Annotated in this window: 23 protein-coding genes; 4 read left to right on the top strand and 19 right to left on the bottom strand. The window is 71.0% G+C overall.

What is annotated here, in order from left to right; all coding sequences use genetic code 11:
• Positions 1-457 precede the first annotated feature (457 nt).
• The 9 genes from nudC to EIL87_RS16465 all read right to left on the bottom strand — a co-directional run bounded on the left by nudC (position 458) and on the right by EIL87_RS16465 (position 8,034).
• Positions 458-1,384, bottom strand: coding sequence for an NAD(+) diphosphatase (gene nudC / locus EIL87_RS16505; RefSeq protein WP_125091418.1), 927 nt, complete (start codon positions 1,382-1,384; stop codon positions 458-460).
• 25 nt (positions 1,385-1,409) lie between these two features.
• Entirely contained in the window at positions 1,410-2,777 is a 1,368-nt protein-coding gene (locus EIL87_RS16500; protein ID WP_125091417.1) for a M16 family metallopeptidase, read from the bottom strand.
• On the bottom strand, positions 2,774-4,096 hold the full coding sequence (locus EIL87_RS16495; RefSeq protein WP_125091416.1) for a M16 family metallopeptidase: 1,323 nt from the start codon (positions 4,094-4,096) through the stop codon (positions 2,774-2,776). The genes EIL87_RS16500 and EIL87_RS16495 overlap by 4 nt, the downstream gene beginning before the upstream one ends.
• Positions 4,097-4,256: 160 nt before the next feature.
• The gene (locus EIL87_RS16490; protein WP_125091415.1) at positions 4,257-5,081 is read right to left on the bottom strand and encodes an ESX secretion-associated protein EspG; all 825 of its coding nucleotides are present in this window, start codon (positions 5,079-5,081) and stop codon (positions 4,257-4,259) included.
• Between the two features lie 104 nt (positions 5,082-5,185).
• Positions 5,186-6,475, bottom strand: coding sequence for a PPE domain-containing protein (locus EIL87_RS27730; RefSeq protein WP_267898855.1), 1,290 nt, complete (start codon positions 6,473-6,475; stop codon positions 5,186-5,188).
• Positions 6,476-6,535: 60 nt separating this feature from the next.
• Entirely contained in the window at positions 6,536-7,066 is a 531-nt protein-coding gene (locus EIL87_RS16480) for a DUF3558 family protein (protein ID WP_125091413.1), read from the bottom strand.
• A complete protein-coding gene (locus tag EIL87_RS16475) occupies positions 7,063-7,473 on the bottom strand; it encodes a hypothetical protein (protein ID WP_125091412.1) in 411 nt (136 codons plus the stop codon). The genes EIL87_RS16480 and EIL87_RS16475 overlap by 4 nt, the downstream gene beginning before the upstream one ends.
• Positions 7,474-7,601: 128 nt before the next feature.
• Complete coding sequence (locus tag EIL87_RS16470) at positions 7,602-7,805, bottom strand: DUF397 domain-containing protein (protein WP_125091411.1); 204 nt, start codon at positions 7,803-7,805, stop codon at positions 7,602-7,604.
• Positions 7,798-8,034, bottom strand: a complete 237-nt coding sequence (locus EIL87_RS16465) for a Scr1 family TA system antitoxin-like transcriptional regulator (RefSeq protein ID WP_267898857.1) — start codon at positions 8,032-8,034, stop codon at positions 7,798-7,800. The genes EIL87_RS16470 and EIL87_RS16465 overlap by 8 nt, the downstream gene beginning before the upstream one ends.
• Positions 8,035-8,547: 513 nt before the next feature.
• On the opposite strand from EIL87_RS16465, the gene EIL87_RS16460 reads away from it, so the two are divergent.
• Positions 8,548-9,627 carry a neutral zinc metallopeptidase gene (locus EIL87_RS16460; RefSeq protein ID WP_233576304.1) on the top strand — a complete coding sequence of 360 codons (1,080 nt, stop codon included), beginning with the start codon at positions 8,548-8,550 and terminating at the stop codon, positions 9,625-9,627.
• A 75-nt stretch (positions 9,628-9,702) separates the two neighbouring features.
• On the opposite strand, the gene EIL87_RS16455 is transcribed toward EIL87_RS16460, so the two are convergent.
• Together EIL87_RS16455 and EIL87_RS16450 are read right to left on the bottom strand one after the other, a co-directional pair.
• A complete protein-coding gene (locus EIL87_RS16455) occupies positions 9,703-10,131 on the bottom strand; it encodes a hypothetical protein (RefSeq protein WP_125091408.1) in 429 nt (142 codons plus the stop codon).
• Between the two features lie 58 nt (positions 10,132-10,189).
• A complete protein-coding gene (locus EIL87_RS16450; protein WP_125091407.1) occupies positions 10,190-11,275 on the bottom strand; it encodes a potassium channel family protein in 1,086 nt (361 codons plus the stop codon).
• Positions 11,276-11,419: 144 nt separating this feature from the next.
• Here EIL87_RS16450 and EIL87_RS16445 point away from each other — a divergent pair, with 144 nt between their 5' ends.
• Positions 11,420-11,947 (top strand): hypothetical protein, encoded by a 528-nt coding sequence (locus tag EIL87_RS16445; protein WP_125091406.1) that lies wholly within the window; start codon positions 11,420-11,422, stop codon positions 11,945-11,947.
• A 209-nt stretch (positions 11,948-12,156) separates the two neighbouring features.
• On the opposite strand, the gene EIL87_RS16440 is transcribed toward EIL87_RS16445, so the two are convergent.
• The 3 genes from EIL87_RS16440 to EIL87_RS16430 form a co-directional block, all read right to left on the bottom strand.
• Complete coding sequence (locus EIL87_RS16440) at positions 12,157-12,765, bottom strand: hypothetical protein (protein ID WP_233576303.1); 609 nt, start codon at positions 12,763-12,765, stop codon at positions 12,157-12,159.
• Between the two features lie 65 nt (positions 12,766-12,830).
• Positions 12,831-16,076 carry an ATP-dependent helicase gene (locus tag EIL87_RS16435; RefSeq protein WP_125091404.1) on the bottom strand — a complete coding sequence of 1,082 codons (3,246 nt, stop codon included), beginning with the start codon at positions 16,074-16,076 and terminating at the stop codon, positions 12,831-12,833.
• A complete protein-coding gene (locus tag EIL87_RS16430) occupies positions 16,073-19,255 on the bottom strand; it encodes an ATP-dependent helicase (protein ID WP_325049470.1) in 3,183 nt (1,060 codons plus the stop codon). Before EIL87_RS16430 ends, EIL87_RS16435 begins: the two co-directional genes overlap by 4 nt.
• Positions 19,256-19,483: 228 nt before the next feature.
• Between EIL87_RS16430 and EIL87_RS16425 the strand changes: the two genes are divergently transcribed.
• Both EIL87_RS16425 and EIL87_RS16420 read left to right on the top strand, forming a co-directional pair.
• A complete protein-coding gene (locus tag EIL87_RS16425) occupies positions 19,484-20,461 on the top strand; it encodes a chitinase (RefSeq protein ID WP_125091403.1) in 978 nt (325 codons plus the stop codon).
• A gap of 88 nt (positions 20,462-20,549) precedes the next feature.
• A complete protein-coding gene (locus tag EIL87_RS16420; protein ID WP_125091402.1) occupies positions 20,550-20,837 on the top strand; it encodes an MGMT family protein in 288 nt (95 codons plus the stop codon).
• 40 nt (positions 20,838-20,877) lie between these two features.
• Here EIL87_RS16420 and EIL87_RS16415 read toward each other — a convergent pair whose 3' ends face one another.
• From EIL87_RS16415 to EIL87_RS16395, 5 genes are all read right to left on the bottom strand, one after another.
• The gene (locus EIL87_RS16415) at positions 20,878-21,672 is read right to left on the bottom strand and encodes a uroporphyrinogen-III synthase (RefSeq protein ID WP_233576302.1); all 795 of its coding nucleotides are present in this window, start codon (positions 21,670-21,672) and stop codon (positions 20,878-20,880) included.
• A 120-nt stretch (positions 21,673-21,792) separates the two neighbouring features.
• On the bottom strand, positions 21,793-22,590 hold the full coding sequence (locus EIL87_RS16410; protein WP_125091400.1) for a TIGR02569 family protein: 798 nt from the start codon (positions 22,588-22,590) through the stop codon (positions 21,793-21,795).
• 108 nt (positions 22,591-22,698) lie between these two features.
• Positions 22,699-23,871, bottom strand: a complete 1,173-nt coding sequence (gene moeZ / locus EIL87_RS16405; protein WP_125091399.1) for an adenylyltransferase/sulfurtransferase MoeZ — start codon at positions 23,869-23,871, stop codon at positions 22,699-22,701.
• A 168-nt stretch (positions 23,872-24,039) separates the two neighbouring features.
• Positions 24,040-25,065, bottom strand: coding sequence for a DUF3152 domain-containing protein (locus EIL87_RS16400; RefSeq protein WP_233576301.1), 1,026 nt, complete (start codon positions 25,063-25,065; stop codon positions 24,040-24,042).
• A gap of 133 nt (positions 25,066-25,198) precedes the next feature.
• Positions 25,199-26,227 (bottom strand): alpha/beta fold hydrolase, encoded by a 1,029-nt coding sequence (locus EIL87_RS16395; RefSeq protein ID WP_125091397.1) that lies wholly within the window; start codon positions 26,225-26,227, stop codon positions 25,199-25,201.
• Positions 26,228-26,242: the final 15 nt, after the last annotated feature.

The raw sequence follows: 26,242 nt of genomic DNA, 5'->3' as shown, positions 1-26,242 counted from the left end.
CCCAGCACGGACGCACCCCACTCGGGCTCTCCCCTCGAACTTCGCGCGAATTTCGAGGGGGACCTGCCGGCCTCGAAGTTCGCGAGGAATTGCGTTCTCCCGTGGGGCGCACTTCGGGCGAACTGAGCTCACCACGCTGAGAAGCACGCTCTCACCAGGGACAACGGCACGAGCTCGGTGAGGCCAGATGCGTTCGAGGGTTACGTGTGCGCGTGTCGCGTTCAGTCGTGACTGAAACCGTTGGCGCGGAAGGGGTCTGGGGCTTTGACGTTCCGGCGCGCTGAGGCAGCCCCCGAGGGAGGGGGCTGCCTCAGGAAGTCACGCCTGGGCCAGGCGCGGGACCAGGGACGCCTCGAGCGCTCAGGCCTGGCGGACTGATCGAGCGCGTCCGGGCGTCGATCAGCGCCTGCTGATCAAGCATGGCCTGAACAACCCGCTACAGCCTGGCGCTGACCGCTCAGGGCTGGGTGGTGGCCCAGCCCTTGATCATGCGGTGGGCGATGGAGACGCTCGGTGGAAGCCGGAGGCCGTCGACCGGTTCCCCGCCCGCTTCAAGGGCGGCGAGGATCGTGTCGCGGTGGACCCACCGCGCTTCCTCGATCTCCCCGTCGGCGGGGACCAGGGGGGCGTCGCGATCGGCGGTGGCGGCGAAGCCCAGCATCAGCGAGCGCGGGAACGGCCACGGCTGACTGCCGAGGTAGCGGATTCCGGTGCACTGCACACCGACCTCCTCCTCGACTTCGCGGGCCACGCAGGCTTCCAGGGACTCGCCGACCTCGACGAACCCGGCCAACACCGAGAAGCGGTGCTTCGGCCAGACCGGCTGGCGAGCCAGCAGGACGTGGTCCGCACCATCGTTGACCAGGCAGATCACTGCCGGGTCGGTCCGCGGGTACTCCTCGCGCTCGCAGCCGGAGCAGCGGCGCGCCCAGCCGACGCGGACGCGGGTGGTCGCCGCGCCGCAGACCGCGCAGTAGCGCGCGTTGTCGTGCCACCCGAGCAGTCCGACGGCCGTGGTGAGCAAGCCCGCGTCGGTGTCGTTGAGCAGCGCACCACCGGAACGCAGGTCGCGCCAGCCCTCCTGCGCGCCGTCGTGTTCGGTGCGCAGCGCCCAGTAGCTGACGTCGTCCTCGACACCGAGCAGCACCGCGTTGGGCGAGGGCCGGTCGCCGAAGTCGACCGCCGGCTGCATCACGAGCCGGGAATCGTCATCGATCTGGCCGCGGCCCTTGGCGTCGACCAGCAGGACCCTGCCGGACCGCCACAGCTTCGCACCACCGTCGAGAGATTCCCGCAGCTCCTCACGCCGGTCCACAGTGGACCGCGAAAGCAGCGGCGGGCTGTCGAGCTGGAAGCCCGAACCGGCGAACGTTTCGCAGGTCATTCGTGCGCTCCATCCGGTAACCGGGTCATGGCAGCTCCACGCCGCCGAGCAGGCGCAGCTGATCCGCCAGCTTGTCGGCGTCACCGACGACGACCCCGGTGAACGAGGTGGGGGCGAAGACCTTCGCGGCCTCGGCGACCTGCTCGACGGACACGTCGCGCAGCCGCTCCGGGTGGGCGGTCAGCCAGTCCTGGTCCAGACCGGCGGCGGCCAGGGCCGACAGCGTCGACGCCAGGCCCGCCTGCGAGGCCGTCGAGGTCAGCAGGCCGCCGATGGCGTACTGCCGCGCCGACTCGACCTCAGTCTCCGACGGCGGGACCAGGGCCAGGCGGGCGAGTTCGTAGCGCGTCTCCAGCAGCGCGGCCGCGGTGACCTCGCTAGCGGTGTCGGCGTCGACCAGCAGCGTGCCGTTGCCCTTGGTGAACTCGAACGACGAGTGCGCGCCGTAGGTGTATCCCTTGTCCTCGCGGATGTTCTCCACCAGGCGCGAGGAGAAGTAGCCGCCGAAGATGAGGTTGGCGATCTGCAGGGCCGGGTAGCGCTCGTCGGTGCGCGCCAGCGCCTGCGCGGAGAACCGCAGCTGCGACTGGACGGCACCGGGCCGGTGCACCAGGCGCACGTCGCCGCCGGAGACCGGCGGGAGGGCCGGCAGCTCGCGCGCCGACTCCGCCGAGGTCCACCCGGCCAGGGCGCGTTCGACCTCGCCGACCACGGCGTCTGGGTCGATGTCGCCGACCAGCACCAGCACGGATCCGCGGGGCAGGACGTGCGAGCGGTGCAGAGCGCGGACCTTCTCGGCCGTCACCTGGGCGACGTCGTCGGCCTGCGGCACCTCGCGGACGTAGGGGTGGTCGCCGTAGCGGTGCCGCTGCAGCTCCTCGCGGGCGATCACCCGCGGCTGGGAGCGGGCCACGCTGATCCGCTCGACCAAGCGCGCCCGTTCGGCGTTGATCTCGTCGTCGGCGTAGGTGGCACCGGTCAGCGCGTCGGCGAGGACGTCGAGCAACGTGTCCAAGCCGCTGGCGAGCGCGTCACCGGCGATGCTCAGCCGCTCCGGGTCGACGACGGCGTGCAGGTCGCCGCCGACTGCCGCGAGATCGGTGTCCATCTTGACCCGGTCGCGGCGTTCGGTGCCGGTGAGCAGCGTTTCGGCCAGCACCTCGGCCGTCGCCGGGTGCATCGGGTCGTCGTTGGCGAACGGGATGCGCAGGCGCATCTCCGCCATCGGCACCCGGCCGTGGCGGACGGCGATGACGCGCAGTCCGTTGCCCAGCACGGTGTCGACGCCGGCCGGCGCGATGCCGGTGCGGGGCTCGCCCAGCGGCGGAAGGGGCCGCGGGCCGAGCTCGGTGCGGCCGATCTCCTCGGCGCTGCGGTGCGTTGCGCGGGTCATGCCGCACCTCCGTTCTCGTCACCAGCGGGTTCGATCTCCAGCACGGCGCGTGCGTCGGAGCGCAGCTCCTTGGCGGCCGCGGCGACGTCCTGGGCGCGGACCCTGCCGATGCGCTCGGGCAGTTCGGAGATCAGTTCGGCGCGGCCGTGCAGCAGCTCGGCGCTGCCGAGGTCGAGCGTCCGCGAGATCACCCGGTCGTGCTCCCGGTAGAGGCTGGCGGCCCACCGGGCGGTGACGCGGTGCAGTTCTTCTTCGGTGGGGCCTTCGGTGGCGAGCTTGTCCAGCTCCTCGTCGATCGCCCCGATCACGCGCTCCACCCCGACGTCGGGGGTGTGGATGGCGGTGAAGGTGAAGGTGTCGGGGTCGCGCGCGTCGAGCGGCGCCCCCATCAGGCCGGTGCCGGCGCTGACGTCGACGACCAATGCCTCGGAGTGGACCAGCCGCTGCTGCAACCGAGAAGCGTCACCGTCGGACAGGATCGCTGAGAGCACGACGTTGGCCAGGTAGGCGTCGAGCTCGCCGACCGGGTCGGGCAGCCGGTAACCGAGGGCGACGGCCGGCAGCGGCGCGTGCGGGTCGGTCTGCTTGCCGCGCACCTCGCTGGTGGGGAACGGCTCGCCGAAGGACGGGCGCTCCGGGACGCCGCGGGCGGGGACGTCGCCGAACTGCTTCTCGATCAGCCTGATCGTCTGGTCGACGTCGAGGTCGCCGGCGACGGTGAGCACGGCGTTGCCGGGCGAGTAGAAGGTGTCGAAGAAGGCCGCGCAGTCCTCGACGGTGGCCTGTTCGAGGTCGGTGAAGTCGCCGTAGCCGTTGTGCGCGTTGGCGAAGGTCGAGTACAGCACCGGCGGCAGCAGGATCCAGGGAAAACCGCCGTAGGGGCGGTTGAGGACGTTGAGCCGGATCTCCTCCTTGACCACGTCCACCTGGTTGGCCAGGTTCTCCTCGGTGATCTTCGGAGCGCGCATCCGGTCGGCTTCCAGGAACAGCGCGCGCTCCAGGGCCGCCGAGGGCAGCACCTGGTAGTAGTCGGTGTAGTCCTGGTGCGTCGAACCGTTGAACGTGCCGCCGGAGCCTTGCACGTGGCGGAAGTGCGCGAGTTTCTCAAGACTTTCGCTGCCCTGGAACATCAAGTGCTCGAACAGGTGCGCGAAACCGGTGCGCCCTTGCGGTTCGGAGCGGAAGCCGACGTCGTAGTGCACGCTGACACCGACCACAGGAGCCTGGCCCGATGACGCTTGGCCCGCTGCCGAGTCCGGTGCCAGCACCACGCGCAGCCCATTGGGCAAGGTGACGCGATGCAGCTGGGGTTCGACCATGCCATGCAGCCTACGTGCGCGCTGTCAAACCGCGAGTGCCCCCTTCACCATCGTTCGGCGTGTCGCAACATCGGCCCCAGCTGTCCAGGCGGCAACCGGAGCAACCCGCGATCGGCCGTTGACCTGCTCCGATGCGGCATACCGACCAGCCGGAACGCCGTCAGCCCCGGCGCACCTGGTTGATCAACGAATTGATCTCGTTCCCGATCAAGCGAGCGTCCGCGGGCAGCAGCGCGTAGAGCGGTTCGCCGGTGCTGCCGCGTTCCACGCGTTCGAGGTAACGGCCGTCGGGTTCGACGTTGTCGAACCACGACATGACCGGCGTCCGGCGGCGCCGGCCGTGCTGGTCGCGCATGTTCGCGGCGATCTGCCCGAGGCGCACGTGCGGCGCCTTGCCGATCTTCTCGTAGAGCTCGACCTGCTGGTCACCGCTGCTGCCGCGCGTCCGGCTGGCGGACTCCATCATGCTCGACGGGTCGTAGTCCTCGGCCTGCTCGCCCTGCAGCGAGCTGTGCGGGACGCGGATCGGACCGCGCGTGCCGGGCTTGGCGGGCGGCAGCGTGGCGAGCACGACGCCGGGCAGCGGCACGTTCTGGTGCACCTCGACGGTCAGCAGGCCGCCGCGCTGGGGGTCTTCGCTGGGCGCCTGCACGCCGAGCACGATCCGGTTGCCCTCGGTGAACACCGCCACCGCCCGCCAGCAGTGGTCGCTGCCGGGCTCGGGGAACCACATCGAATCGACCCAGAGGTAGGGCGTGGCGAGGGTCCTGAGCGCGTCCACGAGCGGCGGCACGACCTCGTCGTTGACGACGACGCCGCCGGCCTCCATGTTCGGCAGTTCGGCCTTGCCGAGGGCGGAGAACTCGTCGGCGGTGCGGCCGAACGACCGGGTGCTGATCGGCAGCGTGAGGCCGTCGATCTTCAGGTACTTGAGCACGATGTCCAGGTGCACCGGCGGCAGCTGCCACCGCCCCAACACACTCACTTGAGCTTTCTCCCACTCGTGGAAGCGCGAAGAACACCCGCGCGGGTGGGTGGGGGCAGTTCCGGTTGGAACTGCCCCCACCACAGATCAGTTGACGATGCCGCTCACTCGCCGAGGACGGGCGGGGCGGTCTTGGGCATGTCGTTCATCCACACGTCGTCCTGCTCCTCGAGCCAGGAAGGACGCTCGTGCTCATCGTCGTCAGTGCCTTGCCCGCCGCGGCCCGCTCCGGCGCCCATGCCGCCCATGGCACCGCGCCCGGCCGCACCCCGGCCACCGGCACCTGCGGCTCCAGCTCCGGCTCCAGCTCCGCTGAGACCGCCGGCACCGGCTCGGCCGCCCGCACCCATGCCGGCACCGCGAGCGCCTGCCCCGGCACCTCCGGCGCCACCTGCCCGGCCACCGGCGGCACCGCCCGCACCGGCACCCGCACCGATCCCGGCCGCGAGCCCGACGTTCGGTCCCCCGCCGCCGGGCGGGTTGGCGTTCGGCAAGCCACCGCCGGGCGCACCAGGACCGCCGCCGGGCGGGTTCGCCCAGGCAGCGCCGGTTCCAGCCGGGCTGGTCCCACCTCCCGGGTAACCGCCACCGGTGCCCCCGGGCGCACCGGAGCCGCCGTAGCCGCCACCGGCACCGGACCCCGTCCCGGACCCACCCGGGACGTTGTTGCCATTGCCCATGCCGTTGCCCCAGTCAGTGCCGTTCGGCGGCGGAACCGGCGGAGGCTCCTTCGTCGACCCGTCCGGCGCGGTGTACTGCGGCATCTTCGCGTCGACCTGGGTGAGCGTGGGGCTGTAAACCCGGCCCATCGTCTCCTGAGCAGCTTTCTCGGCCTGTTCCTGCTCTTCCATCTGGGAGAGGGCGTTGATGCCGCCCCCGGAGAGGCCGAAAGGAATCGACGCCGCGGCGGCCTCACCCCAACTGAAGCCCTCGGGCTCCGGAACCATCTTCTTCGACTGGCCAGCAGCGTCCCCAGCCGCCTGGAGGTTGTTGCCGGTCATCTCGAAGGCGTCGGCACTGGCCTTCATCCAGTCAGAGGCGGGTTTTCCCACCTGCGAAGCAGCTTCCGCGGCCTCGCCCTGCCACCCGCCTTGGACGATGTTGGCGAGGTCGGTGTGGTAGTTCTCACCGCGCTCCCGGAGAGCCTTGGCGAGCTTGATCCACGCATCAGCAGACCCGCCGACCGAATCCGGCTTGATCGACTCATGGTTGGTCTTGTAGATGTCGGCGTGGCTGAAGCCGCCCCAGTTGACGCACTGGCTGATACCTGGCGAGTCGTAGCTACCGACCTGAAGACCGGAGTTCTCACGGGCGAGCTGGTTCTGCTGTTGCTGAGCGATTCGCTGTGCTTCAGCGACTTTCTCCTTGCGCTCCTCCTCCGCAGCGCTCTCCATGCCGAGCATGGGCGAAACTGCGTTGTCAAGCGTGTCGAATAGCCCCATCACTCCCCCTGATCATTCGGGCAATCGAGAAGCAGTTTGGTTGGCGACCTTCTCCGCTTCACCGCATGCGTCGACCGAGTCCCGCATGAGGCCATCAACGCCGTACACGGCGACACCGCCACCAGCATTCACGAGGACGGTGCACCCGCCCTGTCCAGTCGCACCCGTTTCGACGGCAACTGCGCCACTACGCCCTGCGATGCTCTTCTTCGTGTAGCTGTCCCAGTTGCCACTCGTCTCGTAGGACTCAACGGTCTGGTCGGCATTCTTGAGGAGCGTGAGGATCTTCTCTTCGCCCTGCCACTGGCAACCCGGCTCTTGCTCGACCACACCACCGTCTTCGGACTGGGTGGAGAGACCGAGCGAAGTCAGTTCTTCCGGGGCGAAGAACGTGCAGGGGTCGAAGCTGGTGATCGCCTTGGCCTGCGGGGGTGGCGCCGGGTTACCGGTCGACTCCCCCGACTCGTTGCCCGAACACGCAGACACGCCGAGCAAAGCCATGCCGGCTGCCGTTGCGATCAGTGTTCGAGAAACCGTGTTCACTGCATACCTCGCCTAAGGTCGTCTGCGTTCTGCTCGTCGGTGGTGCGGTAATCCTTGGCAGCTTCGCGGAACGCATCCGCTTGCTTCTTCAATTCGTCCTGGAGGTCACGGACGAGCTTCAACGCACCTGCCTGCGGGTCCGATGCCTTGTCCTGGAACCGCTGTGCGAGCTGCTGTCCGTCCGGGTAATCCCCCAAGCCGTGGACGCGCGTGATCTGTCGGGCGTCACGGAAGACTCGAGCAAGTTCTCGAATTTCCTCTTCGCAGCGCTTGGCAGCCTTTTCCGCCGCCTCCGGGTCCAAAGCGAGCTTGCCTGCACTGACCTGTGAGTTGATCCACTGCGTCTGGCCGCTGACGGCCTTCAGCCCCTCTTTCGCGGCGGCGAACCCGCCCTCGGCGCTAGTCATCCCAGATCCTCCGGACCCTGTGATCCCCCATGAACCGTGGTTACTCTAGCTGGACGTGCCCGCGCGCGTAACGGTTCCGATGAATCTGGACAAACTTGACGTGGGACGCACCCCATCCCAGGTCAGCGCTAGGGGCACCTACCCGACACCGGGAAGCGACCACCCTTGAGCCCTCCGACGAAAGCTCTCCACTGGAAGGCGTCGACCCGCACATGGCCGCCCTCCGGGTTCTTCGAGTCGCCGACCGCGATCCGGTCGGTCGCTCGAGCGGCATCGACGCAGTTGGTCGACGAACCGCTCCTGCTGCTCTTCCGGCAGGCCAGCTCACCCATCGATCAGCCCCTCTGCCAGCGCGTCGATCAGCTCGACCGACTCTTCCTCTCCAAGCGCCCGCTCCCCCAGCGCTTCGCCGGACTCAACATACTGTCGGGTCACCTCGCCGTCAGCAACGAAGATCCCATCCTTCCTGTTCTCCAGGTAGACGCAGGTCTCCAGGGCCGCGAACTCGTAAATGGCGAACGTCCCGTCCAACCCGGGGTGCGCCGGGCCGGGCCGCTCGATGCCGCCTGAGATCCCCCGGCGTGGGTGTGAAGTGCGGATTGCCTTGCTCCCCTGCTCAGAGGCACATCCGGATCGACCGAGTGCTCATCACGATTCGCTGCCTCTCGAACGGCATGCGCGCGAGGAGGTTCCGCGCAGTGGCGTGACCGACCAGCTGGCGGTCCCGGAGACTGCTGTCGGCACGGTCAGCTGAGCCTGATGCGAATTCTCAGAAGCGGGTACGTGCGGGCGTTCGTGGGGTTAAGGTGCGTGGTCGTTCGTGGTCGTTCGTGGACGTTCGTGGACGTTCGTGGACGTTCGTGGACGTTCGTGGACGTGCGTGGAAGTCGGTGGCATGAAGGCGTTGTGGCTGGACGGAGCGGGTGCGACCTGCCGTTCCCGGTGGACGGAGCTGGGGGGATGACCCGGCCTCCGTTACCTCCGCGTCCGCCGTGGGAGCAGCCCGGGCAGCCTCCCCAGTGGCAGGCCGGGCCCCCCGGTCCGCAGCCCGGACCACCACCGCAGGCTGGCCAGGTGTGGCAGCCGCACCCGAGCCAGCCGTCGTGGCAAGCCGGTGCGGGACCGCAGCAGCCTCCGTGGCACGCAGGACCTCACCAGCCGGGCCGGGCCGGGCCCTCGTGGGCGCCTCCCGGGCCCGCGTTCGGGCAGGAGCCGCCGAAGCGGAACAACACCGGTCTCGTCGTCGGGATCGTGCTGGCGGCGGTGACCGTGTTCGGGATCGGAACGGTCGGGGCCGTGGCCGCCTCGGTGTCGGCGGACAAGGCCGACGAGCAGTCCGCGCCCGCCGCGCCCAGCTACGCGCCCGTCGCGACCAGCACCAGCGAGACCAGCTCGGAGACCACGACTTCCGAGCAGACCACCACTTCCTCCGAGGACGAGGTCTCGACCGGCCGGCCGATTCTCAAGCTCGGCGACAACCCCATCAACATCGAGGGCAACGGGGCGGTCACCACGCCGTGCTCGCTACCCGAGTTCGCCACCGACCTGGCCTCGCAGGACGCCTTCTACCAAGCCGCGCTCCCCTGCCTCGTGCAGGCGTGGGAACCGGCGCTGGAGGAGGCGGACCTGCCCACCGACACCCCGCACGTCGTCACCACCGGCAGCGACGTCACCACGCCCTGCGGCCTGCGGACCTGGGACCAGACCGCGCTGTACTGCCCGCAGGACAACACGATCTACATGACCGCGCGCTACTACTCGGAGGTCGAAGGCCGGACCGAGGCCGGGGTGTTCCTCGGGCAGTTCGCGCACGAGTTCGGCCATGCGCTGCAACGGCTTTCGGGCATCAACGCCGCGTACGGGCAGGCGTCCGCCGAAGCCGGCGGCGACGCCGGGCTCGAGCTCACCCGGCGCTCGGAGCTGCAGGCCACCTGCTTCGAGGGGATGACCCTCGCCGCGCTGCAGAACGGCGGGGTCAGCAACGAGATCATCTTCCCGGCGCTGCGCGACTCCGCCGGACGCGGCGACGAGAACAGCGACGTCGACGACCACGGCAGCATCGAGACCAACTCGACCTGGATCCAGCAGGGCTTCACCAAGAACCGGGTCAGCCAGTGCAACACCTGGCTCTCACCGGCCGCGGACGTGGACTAGGGCGCAGTCGAGGAACGCTGCGGCCGTGCGAGCTGAGTCTACTGCTGAAAGCAGCTGCGCCGCACGGAACAGGCTTCAGCGCCGTCCCAGCAGCAGGCCGAAGCCGCCGCCCGCGACCGCAGCCAGGGTGAGCAGCACGACGTGGGTGCGCCAGGCGAGGGCTTCCAGCTCGGAATCCTGCTCCTTGACCGGCGTGACGCGCAGGTCCCGCGTCGCACGAGCCGGAACCATGACGTCCAGCCGCTGGCCCCGGGTGTGGCCGCAGCCGTCGAAGGTGGCGCGGCGGGTCTCCCCGTCGATCTGCACCTCGACGACGTCCCCGGCCGCGCGCGGGCCGCACGGTCTCGGCTCGACGACCACCGCCGTCGCCTTGCGCTCGGCGACGTCCTCCTGACCGGAGGCCGCCACCAGCGGCCACACCGTCACGCCGGCCACCACAACGCCGAGAACGCCCAAGACGAGCAGGATCGACGCCACCGAGGCCGAACCTCGTGTGCTTCCCACGACACCGATAGTCCCAGAAAGCTTGAAGCGGAAGCGCCCGAGATCCGTTGACCGCGGGTCACGTTGGCGGCGGAGTCACTTTGCGCACGTAGAGCAGCCGGTCGCCGTCCTCTATCGCGTCCGCCTCCGGAGCGTCGACCCGGTAGAGCTGGCCGTCGCGGACCACGCCGAGCACGATGTCGGACAGGTGGCGCGGCGAACCGCCGACCTCCTGGCGCTCCACCTCGCGCTCGGCGATCGCCAGACCCACCTCCGGGCTGAGCAGGTCCTCGAACATCTCCACCACCGACGGCGTCGAGGTGGCCATGCCCAGCAGCCGTCCTGCCGTCTCGCTGGAGACCACCACCGAGTCCGCGCCCGACTGGCGCAGCAGGTGGACGTTCTCCGCTTCCCGGACGGCCGCGACGATCTGCGCCTTCGGCGCCAGCTCCCGGGCCGTCAGCGTCACCAGGACCGCCGTGTCGTCACGGGCCGGGGCGATCACGATCGCGCGGGCGCGCGGCAGCCCCGCCACGCGCAGCACGTCCGAGCGGGTACCGGAACCGTTGACCGTGACCAGGCCCTGCGCCGACGCCGCCTCCAGCGACGTGCGGTCGGTGTCGACCACGACGATGCGACTCGGGTCGGCGCCCTCACCGAGCAGCGCGGTGACCGAGGACCGTCCCTTGGTTCCGTATCCGATGACGACCACGTGGTCGCGCACCTTGGACCTCCAGCGTTGGATCTTGAAAGCCTGCCGCGAGCGCTCGGTGAGCACTTCCAGTGTGGTGCCGACCAGCACGATCAGGAACAGCACGCGGAGCGGGGTGATGACGAGCACGTTGACCAGGCGGGCGCGTTCGGAGACCGGTGTGATGTCGCCGTAGCCTGTCGTCGACAGCGACACCGTCGCGTAGTAGATGACGTCGAGCACGCTGAGCTCGCCGCCCGCCGAGTCCCGGTAGCCGTCGCGGCCGACGTAGACGATGACGACGGTGGCGGCGAGCGCGATCACGGCCCCCACGATCCGGCGGATGATGGAGCGCACGGGGCTGGTCGTCCCGCCCGGCATCCGGATGACGCCGACGAGCGCGTGATCGGGCTGAGCGCTCAGCTCTTCCTCGGCCTCGCTCTTGCCGAACAGCCCGCTCGGACCTCGCTGCATCAGTCGTGCTCCCCGACGTCGTCACCACTCACGGCGTTGAACACTAACCGCTCCGCGCATCCGGAACCCGATGGCCCGGAACCGCAGGAAATCGTTGGTGGAACACCATCCCGGAACCGGGGTGCGGACGTTTACCATGCGACGGTGCAGCAGCTTCAGCACGCGGCCCGCGCCCTCGGATGGGAAGGGCGACTGGTACCGGATGTGGAGGTGCTCGGCACCCGGTTCACCGCGGTGGCCCGCATCCGGCAGGACGTCCACCAGTGGCGTCGACACCACGGGTGGGGACCCGAGCTCAACCCGGCGTGGTTCAAGGCGTGGTCGGAACCCGAACGCCACGACCAGTTGCCGGTGGCGGCCGTCGACCTGATCGGCATCCTCGTGCCCGTGTCCAAACCCTCGCGCGCCCTGCGCGCCTGCGGGATGTTGCTGACCCTCGCTCCGTGCGCGGTCGTCCTGCCTGGTCAGCAGCGCTACGACGCGCTGTCGATGCTGGAGCTGGACTACTACGGCGCCGGTGCCGTCACGACCGGCCCGGGCGGCAGCGGGGAGCTCGTGATCACCCCGGAGAACCGCGCCGCCGAGTTCGGGTCCTCGATGTTCGGGCGCTGGCTGCTCGAGGTCCTCTACTCCCGGCTGCTCGACCACCCCCAGCTCACCGAGAACGCCTGACTCCGGAGCACCCACCGGAACTTCCTCGTGCGGGAGGCCACCTCAGGAGGAGAAAACTCCGGTTGCACGGCGGCGGGTTCGCGGCGGACACCTCCCGTCCGGTTGCGGGACTCAGATCGCTCCGCCGGGCGTTCTGACCCACTTCGTGGCGACACACCCGGACGTTCCGGCACACATCAGGAGCCGCGCCCACACGAGCACGCCCAGGATCAGGTCAAGACGTACTCGTGCCAGTTGAGGGCTTCCGGGTTCCAGCGCATCCCGCGACCCTCCTGGAGGGAGCGCATCGCCTGGACCGTGTGGGGCCAGCGGCGGATGACGTTGGCCAGGGCCACCGGGGTCATCTGGTCGACCGTGCGGCGGTGGTCGCCGGGGCCGAGCATGGCGATGCCGCCTGCGGTGGACAAGATGTCGGTCAGCGGGCGCTGCCCGGACAGGGCCACCTGCTCGACGCTGATGATGGTGTGCGGCTGCAGCTCCGACGGCCAGCTCTGGCGGTCGATGTCGCCGGCGACCGGCGTCTCGCAGCTGCCGCACTCGCACACGAACTCGCTGGCCCAGCCGTGCTGCCGCCAGGACCAGACGACCGCGTTCCCGGCATCGAGGTCGGTCAGCGCGGCGACGTGCGGCCACGCGCCGACGACGGCCTGCAGCTTGGTCTGCTGGGAGTCCCGCCCCGTGGCGCCCGGGCCTTCGAAGGACCAGGTGCCCTCGTCGTCGCGGTGGACCCGCACCAGAGGGGCACGCATGGCGAGCACTTCGGCGTCCACGCGCACTGCGGATCCCGGCGGAGTGGAGAGCTTCCAATCGGTGTTCATCGCGGGCATATTCGATCGCCGCGCACGCCGAACTCAAGCTCCGCCACTCGAACGTGTACTTCTTTCTAAGAATTCCTCGGAACCGCGGTGATGAGCTCGCGCAGTCCGTCACCATCACGCAGGTCCGCGGGCCGCAAGGTGTGGTCGTGGCGCACGTAGTGGAACGCCGCGCGGACCTTCTCCAACGGGGTTCCCGACAACTCCGCCCAGGCCAGCCGGTAGGCGGCGAGCTGCACCGACAGCGACGGGACCTGGTCACCGCTCGGCACGGCGCCGGTCTTCCAGTCCACGACCGTCCACCCGCCGTCCGGGTCGGCGAAGACGGCGTCCATCCGGCCGCGCAGCACGACGCCCTCCACCTGCGTCTCGAAGGGCACCTCCACGCGGTGCGGCGTGCGATCGGCCCACGAGCCCTCCAGGAACGCCTTCTGCAGCTCGGCGAGGTCCTCGTGCAGCGGCGCGGAATCGTCGGCCGCGCCCGGCAGCTCGTCCTCGTCGAGCAGCGCCGAGGAGGTGAACCGGTGCTCCAGCCAGGCGTGGAAAGCCGTTCCGCGCCGGGTCATCGGGTTCGGCGGGTACGGCAGCGGGCGCCGCAGCTTGCGGGCCAGCGCGTCGGTGTCGCCGGCGAGCTCGACGAGCTGGCTCACCGAGAGCTGGTCGGGCAACCGGACGTGCTCACGGCGCTGCGCGGCCTCGGCGCGCTCGGCGAGCAGGACGTCGACGTCCCGCGCCCACCCGTCGGGGTCCTCCTCGGCCTCGGCGGAGTCCGCGGTGGACACCGCGACGCGCACGAGCTCCGCACCTGCGACGACGGCGTCGCGCCGGGGCCCGAGCGGGTCCACCGGCCACTCGGCCGAGCGGACCTCGTCGGCCAGCGGGTTCTCGGCGTCCTCGTCCGGCGCCGGGCACCACTCGTCGATGACGCCGACGCGGTCGTCGTGCGCGACCTGCGCTGTCTCGCTGAGGAACGCCGACGGCCCCTTGGGCTTGTCGCCGTTCTCGCCCCACCAGTGCCCGGACAGCAGCAGCGTGCGCTCCGAGCGGGTCACCGCGACGTAGAACAGGCGACGTTCCTCGGCGAGGCGGCGGGCCTCGAACTCCTCGTCGTGGATGCTCAGCGTCTCGCTGAGCTCCTTGCGGTCGAGACCTCCCAGCCGGTCGACGTCGAGCTTGGGCAGGTCCGGCGCGTCACCCCGCAGCTCGGCGGGCAGCGCGGTGACCGACCGCAGCCACGACGAGGACTTGCGCTTGCCGGGGAAGACGTCCTCCACCAGGTGCGGCACCGCCACGACCTGCCACTCCAGGCCCTTGGCGGCGTGCACGGTGAGGATCTGGACCCGGTCGTCGGCGACCTCGACCTCCCCCGGTTCCAAACCGTCTTCCGCGCGTTCGGCAGCGGCGAAGTAGTCCAGCAGCGACGGCAGCGTCGCCGACGGGCTGGCCGTGGTGAACGAGGTGACGACGTCGGCGAAGGCGTCGAGGTGGATCCGTCCGACACCGCCTGGGCGCGCGAGGCTTTCGATGTCGAGCAGCAGCGTGCGCTCCACGTCGGCGACGAGTTCGGGCAACGGCTGGTCCAGACGCCGCCGCAGCGCGGCGAGTTCGCTGCCGAGCCTGCGGATGCGCTCGTAGCCCTGTTCGGAGTAGCGCTCCGGCCGGCCGGGGTCGTCGAGGGCGTCGGCCAGTCCCGCCTGCTCCGCGTTCTCCCCGGGCAGGGCGGCGTGCACCACGGCGGACGGGTCGTCGGACTCGGGTTCGCCGAAGAACTGCGCGCCGAGCTCCCGCGCCCGCTCCCACAGCGCGGCCAGGTCGGCGGCGCCGATGCGCCAGCGCGAGCCGGTGAGCAGCCGGGCGGCGGCGGTGCCGGCGAGGGGGTCGACGAGCAACCGCAGCACGCTGACCAGGTCGCGCACCTCCGGTTCGTCGAGCAGCCCGCCGAGGCCGACGACCTCCACCGGCAGACCGCGTTCCCGCAGCGCGACGGCCATGTCGGCCATGTCGGCGCGACGCCGCACCAGCACCGCGGCCGTCGGCGGCCGACCAGTCTCGTCGAGCGCGGACTGCCACTGGGCGTGGATCCGGTCGGCCACCCACTCGCGCTCGGCGCGGACGTGCTCGGTCAGCAGCACGCGGATGTCGCCGTCGTCAGCGCCTTCCCGGGCGCGGAGCTCGTCGACCTCCAGACCGACCCTGCGCAGCGGTTCCGACACGGCGTTGGCGATCCGCAGGACCTCCTCGGGGTTGCGGAAGCTGGTCAGCAAGCCGTAGCGGCGCGCGGGGAGGGGGCGGTCGGCCTCCTCGCGCGGGAAGTCGGTGGTGAAGCGCGGAAGGTTCGCCGCGCTCGCCCCGCGCCAGCCGTAGATCGCCTGCGCCGGGTCGCCCACCGAGGTCACGGGCAGCGAGGCGGCCCCACCGCCGAACAGCGAGCGCAGCAGGACGCGCTGGGCGTGACCGGTGTCCTGGTACTCGTCGAGCAGCACCGCGCCGTAGCGGGCGCGCTCGCCCTCCACGACCTCCGGGTGCTCGGCGGCGAGGGTGGCCGCCAGCGACATCTGGTCGGCGAAGTCCATCGCGCCCTCGCGCCGCTTGCGCTGGGCGTACTCCTCCACCAGCGGCAGCAGCGCGACCCGGAGCCGTTGCGCGGCGACGACCTTCACCAGCTCCTGCGGCAGGTTGGCGCGCTGGCCCTTCGCCCGAGGCGCGTTCTCGACGACCTCGCAGAGCGCCTCGGCGTGCACCCGCAGTTGGTCGGGGCTCACCAGGTGCTCGGCCAGCTCCCCGGCCAGCGAGAGCAGGTAGCCGGTGACGGTGGCGGGCACCTTGTCGGTGTCGAGGTCTTCGGTCCAGGTGGACACGACGCGGTGCGCGAGCTGCCAGGCCGCCGTCGTGGTGAGCAGCCGCGCTCCCGGTTCCACCGGCACCCGCAGCCCGTGCTCGCCGACGATGCGGCCGGCGTAGGCGTGGTAGGTGAGCACGGTCGGTTCTTCGGTGAGCACCGCCGAACGCAGCTGCCCGCTCGGGTCGACCTCGTCGAGCAGGCCCGAGCCGGCGAGCCTGCGCAGCCGGGCGCGAACCCGGTCGGCGAGCTGGCGGGCGGCCTTGCGGGTGAACGTCAGGCCCAGCACCCGCTCGGGCGTGACCAGCTGGTTGGCCACCAGCCAGACCACGCGCGCGGCCATCGTCTCGGTCTTGCCCGCGCCGGCACCGGCCACCACCAGCGCCGGTTCGGGTGGCGCGGCGATGACCTCGGCCTGCTCGGGCGTGGGCTGGTGCAAGCCCAGCGCCTGGGCGATGCGCTGCGGGGTGATCACTGCGGGACCTGCCTGCCTGCGGGGTGGACCGGGCAGCTGGTGCGCGCCGGGCAGCGCGGGCAGTCGGCGTTCTCGCTGGCGACGTAACCCGGCCCGAGGCTGGATTCAGCAGCGCTGTGCACCACGTCGAGCCACACCTTGATCTTGTCCTCGTCGAGCGGTTCCTGCGCGCGTTCGGTCGCCGAGCCCTTGCGGTCGGCCTTGGCGACGTAGAGGAGCCGAGCCCCGCCGGGCTCCTCCTCCTCGCCGAAAGCGCCCAGCGCGGCGGCCAGCTGGTAGACCGCCAGCTGCGGGTGCTCCTCGGCATCGCCCTTGCTCACCGGGGCCTTCGCCGTCTTGACGTCGATGACGACCGGACGGCCCTCCGCGTCGCGCTCCAACCGGTCGACCCGGCCGCGCAGCCGCAACCACGGACCGCCCTCGCGTCCCTCCACCGTGACGTCGAGGTCGCGTTCCACGCCGACCTGGGTGAGTTCGGCGCGGGACTGCACCAGCCAGACGACGAAGGCGTTGAGCATGCCCTCGACCCGCTGGCGCTCCTTGCGGGAGAACCACGGCGCTCCGGCGTCGATGGTCTGCCACGCCTCGTCGAGGGCCTGGTGCAGCTGCTCGGTGTCAGCACCGTCGGCGGCGGCCTGCACCAGCGCGTGCACGAGAGTCCCCGTGACAGCGGCGAGTTCGGCGGTGTCCTGGCCGCCGTTGCGCTCGACGAGCCAGCGCAGCGGGCACTTGGCGAGGATGTCCACGGTGGAGGGCGAGACCTTGACCGCGTCCTCACCGGTGACCAGCGGCGCGTCCGAGGAGGGCGCCGGCAGGCCGTACCAGGTGTCGGGGTCGGCACCGGGCACGCCGGCGGCGGCCAGCCGGGCGAGCTGCCGGGCGGCGCGACGTCGGCGTTCCTCCGGCTCCTCGGCGTCGCAGACGACCCGGCGCAGCTCACCGACCAGGTCCGCGAGGGTCAGGCCCCGTTCCGGGCGGGCGATCGGGCGTTCCGCCGAATCCGGGTCGCTCTCCACCCCGTCGAGCTCGTCGAGGAACCGGGAGGGTTGCTCGTCTTCGCCACGCACGGCGCTGACCAGCAAGCTCCTCCGGGCGCGGCTGGCGGCGACCAGCAGCAAACGGCGTTCCTCGGCCAGCAGCGGCGCGGTGGCCGAAACCCGCTCCCCGCTCATCCCGGACAGCACGTCGACCAGGCGCTCCACGCCGAGCAGCGACCCGCGCAACCGCAGGTCCGGCCAGCTGCCCTCCTGCACGCCGGGCACCGCCACGACGTCCCACTCCTGACCGGTGGCGGCGTGAGCGGTGAGGATCTGCACGGCGTTGTCGCGAGGTGCCGTGGGCGCCAACGAGGAACCGGCGATGTGCTGGTCGGTGAGGTAGTCGGCGAAGCCGGCCGCGTCGTTGCCGGGCGAGCGGTCGACGAACTGGGCGGCGGCGTCGAACAGCGCCACGATCGCGTCCAGGTCGCGGTCGGCCTGCGCACCGGTGACGCCGTGCCGTTCGGACTGGGCGAGCCAGCGCTTCTCCAGCCCCGAGGCCTTCCACACCCGCCACAGGGTTTCCTCGACGGTCTGGCCCTTCTCGGCCGATTCCCGCGCGGTGCGCAGCAGGGCGGCCACCTTGCGGGCGGGTTCGGCGGCGGAGTCCTCCAGCGCGGCGAGGCGGTCGCCGTCGTTGAGGACCTCGACCAGCAGCTCACCGCTGGGACGCGTGCCGCCCGACGCCGATTCCAGGCGGAGCAGCCCACGCCGCAACCGGCGCAGCGCCAGCGGGTCGGCGCCGCCGAGCTGCGAGGACAGCAACTGCGCCGCGGCGTCGGGGTCGAGCTCGTGCGGCCGGACCGCGCAGCGCAGCAACGTCAGCAGCGGGCGGACGGCGGCGCGCTGGGACAGCGGCACGTCGTCCACCGGCAGTGCGATCGGGACCCCGGCCGCCAGCAGGGCGCGCCGCAGCACCGGCAGCGAGCGGCCGGTGGAGCGCACCACGACGGCCATCCGCGACCAGGGGATCTCGTCGAGCAGGTGGGCGCGGCGGAGCTGGTCGGCCACCCACGAGGCCTCCTGCGCCTCGGTCGCCAGCAACCGCACCTGCACCGCACCACCGCTGGTCTCGTCCTGATCGGACTCGGCCTCGACGAGGCGGCGCTGCGGTCCGTGGCCCGGGAGCCGGGAAGCCAAGCGCTGCACGGCTTCTCGCACCGCCTTCGACATCCGGTGGTCGACGGTGAGCACGGTGGTGTCGGTGCCGTCGGGGTCGGAGTCGAGCAAGCAGCGCGGGTCGGCGCCGCGGAAGGTGTAGACGGCCTGGTCGGGATCACCGGTGATGATGAACTCGGTGGCGGTCTCGCCGAGCGTGCGGACCAGCTCGTACTGCTGCGGGTCCAGGTGCTGCGCGTCGTCGACCAGCACGTACCGGACCCGGTCCTGCTCGGCCATGAGCAGTCCGGAGTCGGTGGCGAACGCCAACCGCGCGGAGCCGACGAGTTCGGCCGCGTCCAGCGCGGGGGCTTGCGAGCCTCCCGCACCGCGCAGCAGCGTGACCTGCTCGTACTGGCGGCCGAAGCGGCCGGCGGCAACCCACTCGGGTCGGCCGTGCTCGCGGCCGAGCTCGATCAGCCGGTCCGGGTCGACGCCGCGTTCGGCCGCGCGCAGCAACAGGTCCCGCAGTTCCTCGGCGAAACCGGGCACGGTCAGCGCGGGTTGCAGCGACTCCGGCCAGTCACGAGCTCCTTGCTCGACGTCACCTTCGAGGAGCTCGCGGACCAACGCGTCCTGGTCGGGCCCGTTGAGCAGCTGCGGTGGCGGCAGTTCGTCGCGCACGGCCTGGAGGCGCAGCACGGCGAACGCGTAGGAGTGCACGGTGCGCACCAGCGGTTCCGGGGCGGTGCGGACGTCTTCGCCGGATCCGGTGAGCAACCGCGTGATCTCGGTGCGCATCCAGGACGCGGCGCGGCGGCTGGAGGTCAGCACGAGGACGTTCTCCGGCGACACGCCCCGGTGCCGGATCCGGTCGGCGGCGATCTCGGCGAGCAGCGTCGACTTGCCGGTTCCCGGACCGCCCAGCACGCGCAGGAACCCGAAGGAGTGCTCCAGCGCCCGGCGACCTGCTGCGTCCCAAGTCGTGGTGCGCCGCGCGGTTTCGGCACGGCGCACGAGCACGGGCGAAGTCGCTGCTGGCACGCCCGAATGGAATCACGCCGAGGTGACGAGATCAGCTCTGGGCACGCCGGGATGTGCCCGAGATATCTGGGATTTCCAACTGTGAATGCTGGGATCGGACTCCGGCGTTTGGTGGTACGGACCAATTTCGCAGTCTGGCAGATTGCTTTCCATCGCAGGCTCCCCCGCCTGTGACCTGCGAATTCGCGCAGCCCCGAATGCGCGACGCACCCCGGAGAAGGAGGAAGCGTGAGCAAGATCCGCACGAGCCTGCTCGCCGGTGCCGCCGTCCTCGGCACGTTGGCCCTCGGCGCGGCTCCCGCGCTCAGCGCCGAAGAGCCCAGCGCGGCCCCGAGCCCGGTCGCCGCCTCGCCCTACCTGTACAACGGCTGGGGCAGCCCGCCCGCGCCCGCCGACGTCATGAACGCGACCGGCATCAAGGACTTCACCCTCGCCTTCATCAACTCGGACGGCGGCTGCAACCCCGCGTGGGACGGCCAGCGCCCGCTCGACGGCCAGGACAAGGCCACCATCGAGGCGATCCGCGGTGCCGGCGGCGACGTGATCCCGTCCATCGGCGGCTACTCCGGCACCAAGCTCGGCGAGGTGTGCGGTGACGCCCAGCAGCTGGCCGCCGCCTACCAGGAGCTGATCGACGCCTACGGGCTCAAGGCCATCGACGTCGACATCGAGGCCACCGAGTTCGAGAACCAGGCCTCCCGCGACAAGGTGGTCGAGGCGCTGAAGATCACCAAGGAGGCCAACCCGGGCCTGCTCACCGTGGTCACCTTCCCGACCACCACCACCGGCCCGAACGAGAACGGCAAGGCGATGATCGCCAAGGCCGCCGAGATCGGCGCGAACATCGACGTCTGGACGCAGATGCCGTTCGACTTCAACGGGTCCGACATGGCCGCGGACACCATCGCCGCCACCGAAGGCCTGAAGGAGGCGCTGAAGGCGGGTCTCGGTTACGACGACGCCGACGCCTACGCGCACGCCGGCATCTCGTCGATGAACGGCACGACCGACGTCGAGGGCGAGCTCGTCGATCAGGCCGCGTTCCAGGAGATGGCCGACTACGCCAAGGAGAACGGACTCGGCCGCTTCACGTTCTGGTCGGTCAACCGCGACCGCCCGTGCAGCGGCGGCGCCCAGGACTCCTGCAGCGGCATCGACCAGCAGGACTGGGACTTCACCAAGATCGTCGCGGGGTTCCAGGGCTGACCCGCGACCACAGGAGAACGGCCCGTCCCCTCGCCGGGGGCGGGCCGTTCTCCGCTTCCGGTCGGACGCCTGGGGTAACTTCCAGCACGTGGACGAGGAGACGTTCGAACGAGTGCGCGCCGTGGTCGCGTCGATCCCGCCAGGACGGGTGCTGTCCTACGGGGACGTCGCCGAGCTCGCCGGGCTGCGCTCACCGCGCCTCGTCGGGCGGATCATGTCCGAGGACACCGCCGACCTGCCCTGGCACCGGGTGCTGCGGTCCAACGGGACCGCCGCCGAGCACCTCCGCCACCGGCAGCTGGAGCTCCTGCGCGCCGAAGGTGTCCTCGCCCAGGACGGCCGGGTGAGCATGCGCCGCTACCGCTGGAGCACGTAGCAGCAGTCCGCAGGCGCGGCGGACCCGCGGTGCGAGGAGGTCAGCGCGCGGAGAGCTCCTGCTCGACCAGCTTGACCAGGGCGGCGGTGCGAGCGCGGTCCGGAAGGACGTGCGGCAGACCGGCCTTCGCGATGGGGGCCGCGGTCACCGGCCCGACGCAGGCGATGAGGACCTCGCGCAACGCCGTGCGCAGCGCCTCGCCGCGGTCGGTGCGATCGGCCCGGGCGAGGAAGTTCGTCGCCGCAGGAGCGCTGGTGAACGGCAACGCGTCCACCTCACCCGCGATGACGGCGTCGATGAGCTGGTCCAGCGGAGCGAGGTCCACCGGGTCGGTCCAGCGGTAGACCGCCACCGGGACGACCTCCGCACCCGCGTCGGTGAGCGCCCGGCGGAACTCGAGCATCGGATCGCCGTGGACCTGCAGCACCACGCGCTTGCCCGCCACTCCCCGTTCGAGCAGGTGGTCCCGGACCTCGGCGGACTCCTCCGACGGCGAGGTCCACTCCTCGCGCAGGCCTGCGCCGCGGACCGCGCCCTTGGCCTTCGCGCCGCGCGCGACCACCCGGGCGCCGGCGAGGTGCTGGACGAGCTCGTCACCAGCGGCCTCGACCCAGCCGCGGAAACCGACCCCGGTGATCGCGACGACGAAGTCCACCGGCGCGGAGAGCACCTCACGGGTGGCGGCCGCGAGCTCACCGTCCTCGGGCAGCGGGACCGTGTGCATGGCGGCGCCGAACAGCACGCGAGCACCCCGGCGGGCCAGCATGTCGCCGATCTCCTCGGCCTTGCGCTCCGCCGTGACACCGACCGTGGAACCGCTCAGAACCTCCTGCACACGCCCATCGTCACACAAGCGGACGCCGCGACGGAGGCTGGAGTGACCAGCCCCGCTCGAGCCAGGAGCTGCTCCGAGGACGTGGCGGCACGTCCTGCCACCGCTGAGCCCACCAGGGGCCTACAGGACTTCCAGCACCATCTGGGAGGCGCGCTCCAGGCCCGTCAGCGTCTTCGTGGAGGAACGCGGGTGCAGCGAGTGCACCGCGAGCCGGAACAGCAAGGCGCGCAACAAGGCCTGCGGCCAGTCGGTGAGGTGGGACCAGCGCTCGACGATCGCCGGGTCCGCGCCGCCCCAGGCCAGCGAGTCGATGACGACGACGGCCGCAGCCCACTCGGCAGGACGCCAGTAGGCGTTGAAGTCGATCACGCCGGGCGAGGCGTCCCCGGCGAAGAGCACGTTGCCGAACAGGTCGCCGTGCACCACCTGCGGTTGCGTCTGCATCGGCCGGCGCGATCCGGCCAGCACGTCGTAGAGCCGGCCGCCCTTCTCCTGCGGGAGCGCGTACTCCTCCTCGCCCCACGCCATCCGGTCGGCCAAGGCGTAGATGTCCTGGCGCAGCTGCAAGAACCGCGGGCGGGAGAGGTACCGACTGGCCGCGTGCAACCGCAGCGACATCGCCACGACCTCGTCGTGGCGGGGTTCCGGACGGCCCGTGACGTCACGGCTGGCCGACCACCCCGACACCACCCAGCGACCGTCGGTCGAGCGGACCGGGCGCGAAACCCGGACGTCGTCCGGTTCGAGCGCGTCGAGGGTCTGCGCGACCCACGCGGCCTCAGCGGTGTTGGCGGCGGGCTTGAGCACGATCTCACCACAACGCCACGCGACCGCGCCCTCCAGTGCCTCGGGCTCCTCGACTCGCGCCCCGAACGCCGCGCACACGTGCGGCGGTGGCGGCTCCGGCGTAGCACTCACGCGCCAGACGCTACCTCGAAGAACGGGGATTCGGCAGCAGGCACTCCGGAGAACGCAAGAGCGGTGCACCGGTCAGGAGGACCGGTGCACCGCTCTCAGTGATCTCGATCAGTAGGTCGGCAGGCTGGTGTCGACCTGGTTGGCCCAGCCCAGAACACCGCCGCCGACGTGCACGGCGTCGGCGAACCCGGCCTTGTGCAGGGCCGCGAGGGCCTCGGCGGAACGGCCACCGGACTTGCAGTGCAGGACGATCTTGCGGTCCTGCGGCAGCTCGGCCAGCGCTTCACCCGAGAGGATGCGGTCCTTCGGGATCAGCTTCGAGCCGTCGATCTTGACGATCTCGTACTCGTGCGGCTCGCGGACGTCGATGAGCTCGAACTTCTCACCGCGCTCGAACATGTCCTTGAGCTCCTGCGGCGTGATCGTGCTGTTCGCCGCGGCCTGCTGCGCGTCGTCGGAGACGACACCGCAGAACGCGTCGTAGTCGATCAGCTCCTTGACCGGCTCGCCGTTCGGGTCCTTGCGGATCTTGACGGTCCAGTAGCTCATCTCCAGCGCGTCGTAGATCATCAGCCGGCCGAGCAGCGTCTCACCGATACCGGTGATCAGCTTGATGGCCTCGTTGACCATGATCGACCCGATGGAGGCGCACAGCACGCCCAGCACGCCGCCCTCGGCGCAGGACGGCACCATGCCGGGCGGCGGCGGCTCGGGGTACAGGTCGCGGTACTGCGGACCGTGCTCGGCCCAGAACACGCTGGCCTGGCCCTCGAACCGGAAGATCGAACCCCACACGTACGGCTTGCCCAGCAGCACGGCGGCGTCGTTGACCAGGTAGCGGGTGGCGAAGTTGTCCGTGCCGTCCAGGATCAGGTCGTAGTCCCGGAAGATGTCCAGGGCGTTGTCCGAGGTCAGGTGCGTCATGTGGAGGTTGACCTTGACGTACGGGTTGACCTCGGCGATCGAGTCCTTCGCCGACTCCGCCTTCGGGCGGCCCAGGTCGGACTGCCCGTGGATGACCTGGCGGTGCAGGTTCGACTCGTCGACCTCGTCGAACTCGATGATGCCGAGCGTGCCGACACCGGCAGCGGCCAGGTACAGAAGCGCCGGGCTACCGAGCCCGCCGGCGCCGACCACCAGGACCTTCGCGTTCTTCAGCCGCTTCTGGCCCTCCATCCCGATGTCCGGGATGATCAGGTGGCGGCTGTAGCGCGCGACCTCTTCCTTGGTCAGCTCCGACGCCGGCTCGACCAGCGGCGGTAGCGACGTTGCGCCGGACATTCCCAGCTCCTCCTCTGGTGGCGGCACCGATCGCTGCACGAGCGGCCGGTGCCTGAAAAGCGTCCACGTGCACCTGGAGAGGTAGCACGGAATCTGCAACGCAAGACTGGCCGATCCGATTCCCCAACCCAAACTGCTCCCAGCATCCGGGACACCCGGACGGGCCGGCTAGAAGCCGGGGGCGACCGGGAAGGGCCAGGCGTTGGGCCGGCAGACGAAGCCGTTGGCGTCGATCGGAGTTCCCTGGTCGGCGACCTGGTTGAGGTCGTGCAGCTCGTTGTTGGCGACGCTGAAGGTCTGCTGCATCATCACCGGCGCGAGCGTTCCCGGGCCCGGGCAACCGACGTGCTTGTTGCCGAAGACGTGGCCGACCTCATGGTTGATCTGGTATCGGCGGTAGTTGCCGATGTCACCCTCGAACGACACCGCGCCGCGCACCCAGCGGGCCGCGTTGAGGTAGACCATGTTGCCCTTGCGGCACGAGCTGTCGTAGGGGAGGCCGTCGGTGTAGTCGCACGCCTCGCGCGCGGTCTGCTGGCTGACCAGGATCACCCGGAAGTCCGGGCGCGGACCGCTCGAGTCCACCCGCTGCAGCGAGATGCCGCCCGCCTGCGGGTTGGTCCAGCTGCGCGGGTCCGACAGCGTGGTCTGCACCAGGTTGCCGAACTCGGCGTTGGGGTCGGGCAGCGGCACGCCGACCTCGACCTCCACGCTGTACTGGTAGAGCCGACCGTTGCCGACGACCGGCGAGTTGCCCGGCAGCACCTGGAAGGTGCGGGCCCCGGTCTCCGGGATCGGCCCGCCCGGGGGCAGGTCGGCGGAGAACATCGTCGCCGGGAAGCTCTGGCTCGGCGGCGCTTCGCGCACCAGCGGCTCGCCCGGGCCCTGCGCCGCGATCGGCTGCTCCACCTCCGGCTCGGTCAACGCGGCGTTGACGTCGTCCGGACGGACGGTCTGCAACACGGCGAGCGCGGTGATGACCACCATCAGCGGGAGCGCGTACATCCGCCAGCCGTAACGGCCCAGCACGCCCCTGCGGCGCTTGGCGCGGTGGCGACCCGCCTCGCCGGACGGCTCCGGCTTCCAGGACGCCGCCAGCGGCTCGTCCGGGGGTGCCTCGCCGCGGCGCCGCGGCCGGCCCGACAGCCCGTGCGACTCCCGCGCGGAACGATCCGCCGAGTGGCGGTCATCCACGGAGTCACGGGAAGGCTGCGGCGTGCGCGTCACGTCCCACAGCGTGCCACAGCCCGAACCGCGCACCCCGCCGCACCGGCCACCAAGCGTGAGCGAGTCGCAGAAGATCACTCTTGTTGCGTAAAACGGGGTTTCACCACGTGTCGGACAGCGCCAGGCCCAGCACCGCGCGCGCCACCACCGCAGGGCGTTCCATCTGCGGCACGTGCCCCGTCCGCGGGATCACGAGCAGGCGACCTCGTGGGAGCAACGTTGTTGTGCGTGGTGCCTTGCGGACCGAAACCACCCGATCGTTCGCACCCCAGATGACCAACGCGGGCGCATCGACGCGAGGCAGCAGGCGCCACAGCGAACGGCCGGGCGAGACCACCCAGGACCGCATCAGCTCGGCCGTGGTCCGCGCCAGCGCGGCCGCCGCCCACGGCAGGTCGGCGCGCTCGGCGAACTCCGCCGCGGCCTCGTCGAGGCGGTGCGGCGGGATGCGGCCCGGCTCGGCGAAGCACAGCCGGATCAGCTGCTCGGCGCGCTGCCGGGGGGTGGTCTGGGCCAGCTTGCGGCGGGTCGGCGTGCCCACGAGCGGCAGCATCGCCAGCGCCAGCCGCGGGTCGGACATCCGGCTCGGGCTCGGCCGCAGGTCGGGCACCGCCGGGGCGATCAGCGTCAGCGTGTTGACCAGGTCCGGGCGGCGGGCGGCGACCTCGATGGCCACCGCGGCTCCGAAGGAGTTGCCGGTCAGGTGCACCGGTCCGGTCCGCAGCTCGGTGAGCAGCCGGATGACCTGGTCGGCGTTCTCCTGGCGGGTGTAGCCGAAGCCCGCGGGCGGCTGCGAGTGGCCGAAGCCGGGCAGGTCCACCGCGACGCTGCGCAGGTGACCGGCGAGCTGGGCCGACAGGTCCGTCCAATTCGTCGACGAGCCGGCGAGTCCGTGCAGGTGGACGGCGGTCTCCGCACCGGCCGGCCCCTCGGTCTCGCGCACGTGCAGCCGCGCCGCGGCGGAGCTGCCGGTGGCGGGCAGGTCGACCTGGCGCCCCTGCGGCGGGCGCAGGTGGGGGTCCAGCTCGGGCAGGCCGTCGACCAGCGGGACCCGGGTCAGGGCCGCTCTGTCGAGCCGGTTGCGCCGGGAGGATCGCTGCGGGTGGACGTCCGTGGCACGCGTCGTCATCGCTCCAGCATGCAG

This window comes from Saccharopolyspora rhizosphaerae (assembly GCF_003931915.1).
GTDB lineage: Bacteria > Actinomycetota > Actinomycetes > Mycobacteriales > Pseudonocardiaceae > Saccharopolyspora > Saccharopolyspora rhizosphaerae.
The sequence above is the reverse complement of the archived record's forward strand: the minus strand, read 5'-3'. Positions and strand labels throughout refer to the sequence as shown.

What these genes read in the sequence shown, in the direction of transcription:
- nudC (WP_125091418.1), bottom strand. Translation starts at nt 1,384, where the DNA reads ATGACCTGCGAAACGTTCGCCGGTTCGGGCTTCCAGCTCGACAGCCCG.
- EIL87_RS16500 (WP_125091417.1), bottom strand. Translation starts at nt 2,777, where the DNA reads ATGACCCGCGCAACGCACCGCAGCGCCGAGGAGATCGGCCGCACCGAG.
- EIL87_RS16495 (WP_125091416.1), bottom strand. Translation starts at nt 4,096, where the DNA reads ATGGTCGAACCCCAGCTGCATCGCGTCACCTTGCCCAATGGGCTGCGC.
- EIL87_RS27730 (WP_267898855.1), bottom strand. Translation starts at nt 6,475, where the DNA reads ATGGAGAGCGCTGCGGAGGAGGAGCGCAAGGAGAAAGTCGCTGAAGCA.
- EIL87_RS16475 (WP_125091412.1), bottom strand. Translation starts at nt 7,473, where the DNA reads ATGACTAGCGCCGAGGGCGGGTTCGCCGCCGCGAAAGAGGGGCTGAAG.
- EIL87_RS16470 (WP_125091411.1), bottom strand. Translation starts at nt 7,805, where the DNA reads ATGGGTGAGCTGGCCTGCCGGAAGAGCAGCAGGAGCGGTTCGTCGACC.
- EIL87_RS16450 (WP_125091407.1), bottom strand. Translation starts at nt 11,275, where the DNA reads ATGCAGCGAGGTCCGAGCGGGCTGTTCGGCAAGAGCGAGGCCGAGGAA.
- EIL87_RS16440 (WP_233576303.1), bottom strand. Translation starts at nt 12,765, where the DNA reads ATGAACACCGATTGGAAGCTCTCCACTCCGCCGGGATCCGCAGTGCGC.
- moeZ (WP_125091399.1), bottom strand. Translation starts at nt 23,871, where the DNA reads ATGTCCGGCGCAACGTCGCTACCGCCGCTGGTCGAGCCGGCGTCGGAG.
- EIL87_RS16395 (WP_125091397.1), bottom strand. Translation starts at nt 26,227, where the DNA reads ATGACGACGCGTGCCACGGACGTCCACCCGCAGCGATCCTCCCGGCGC.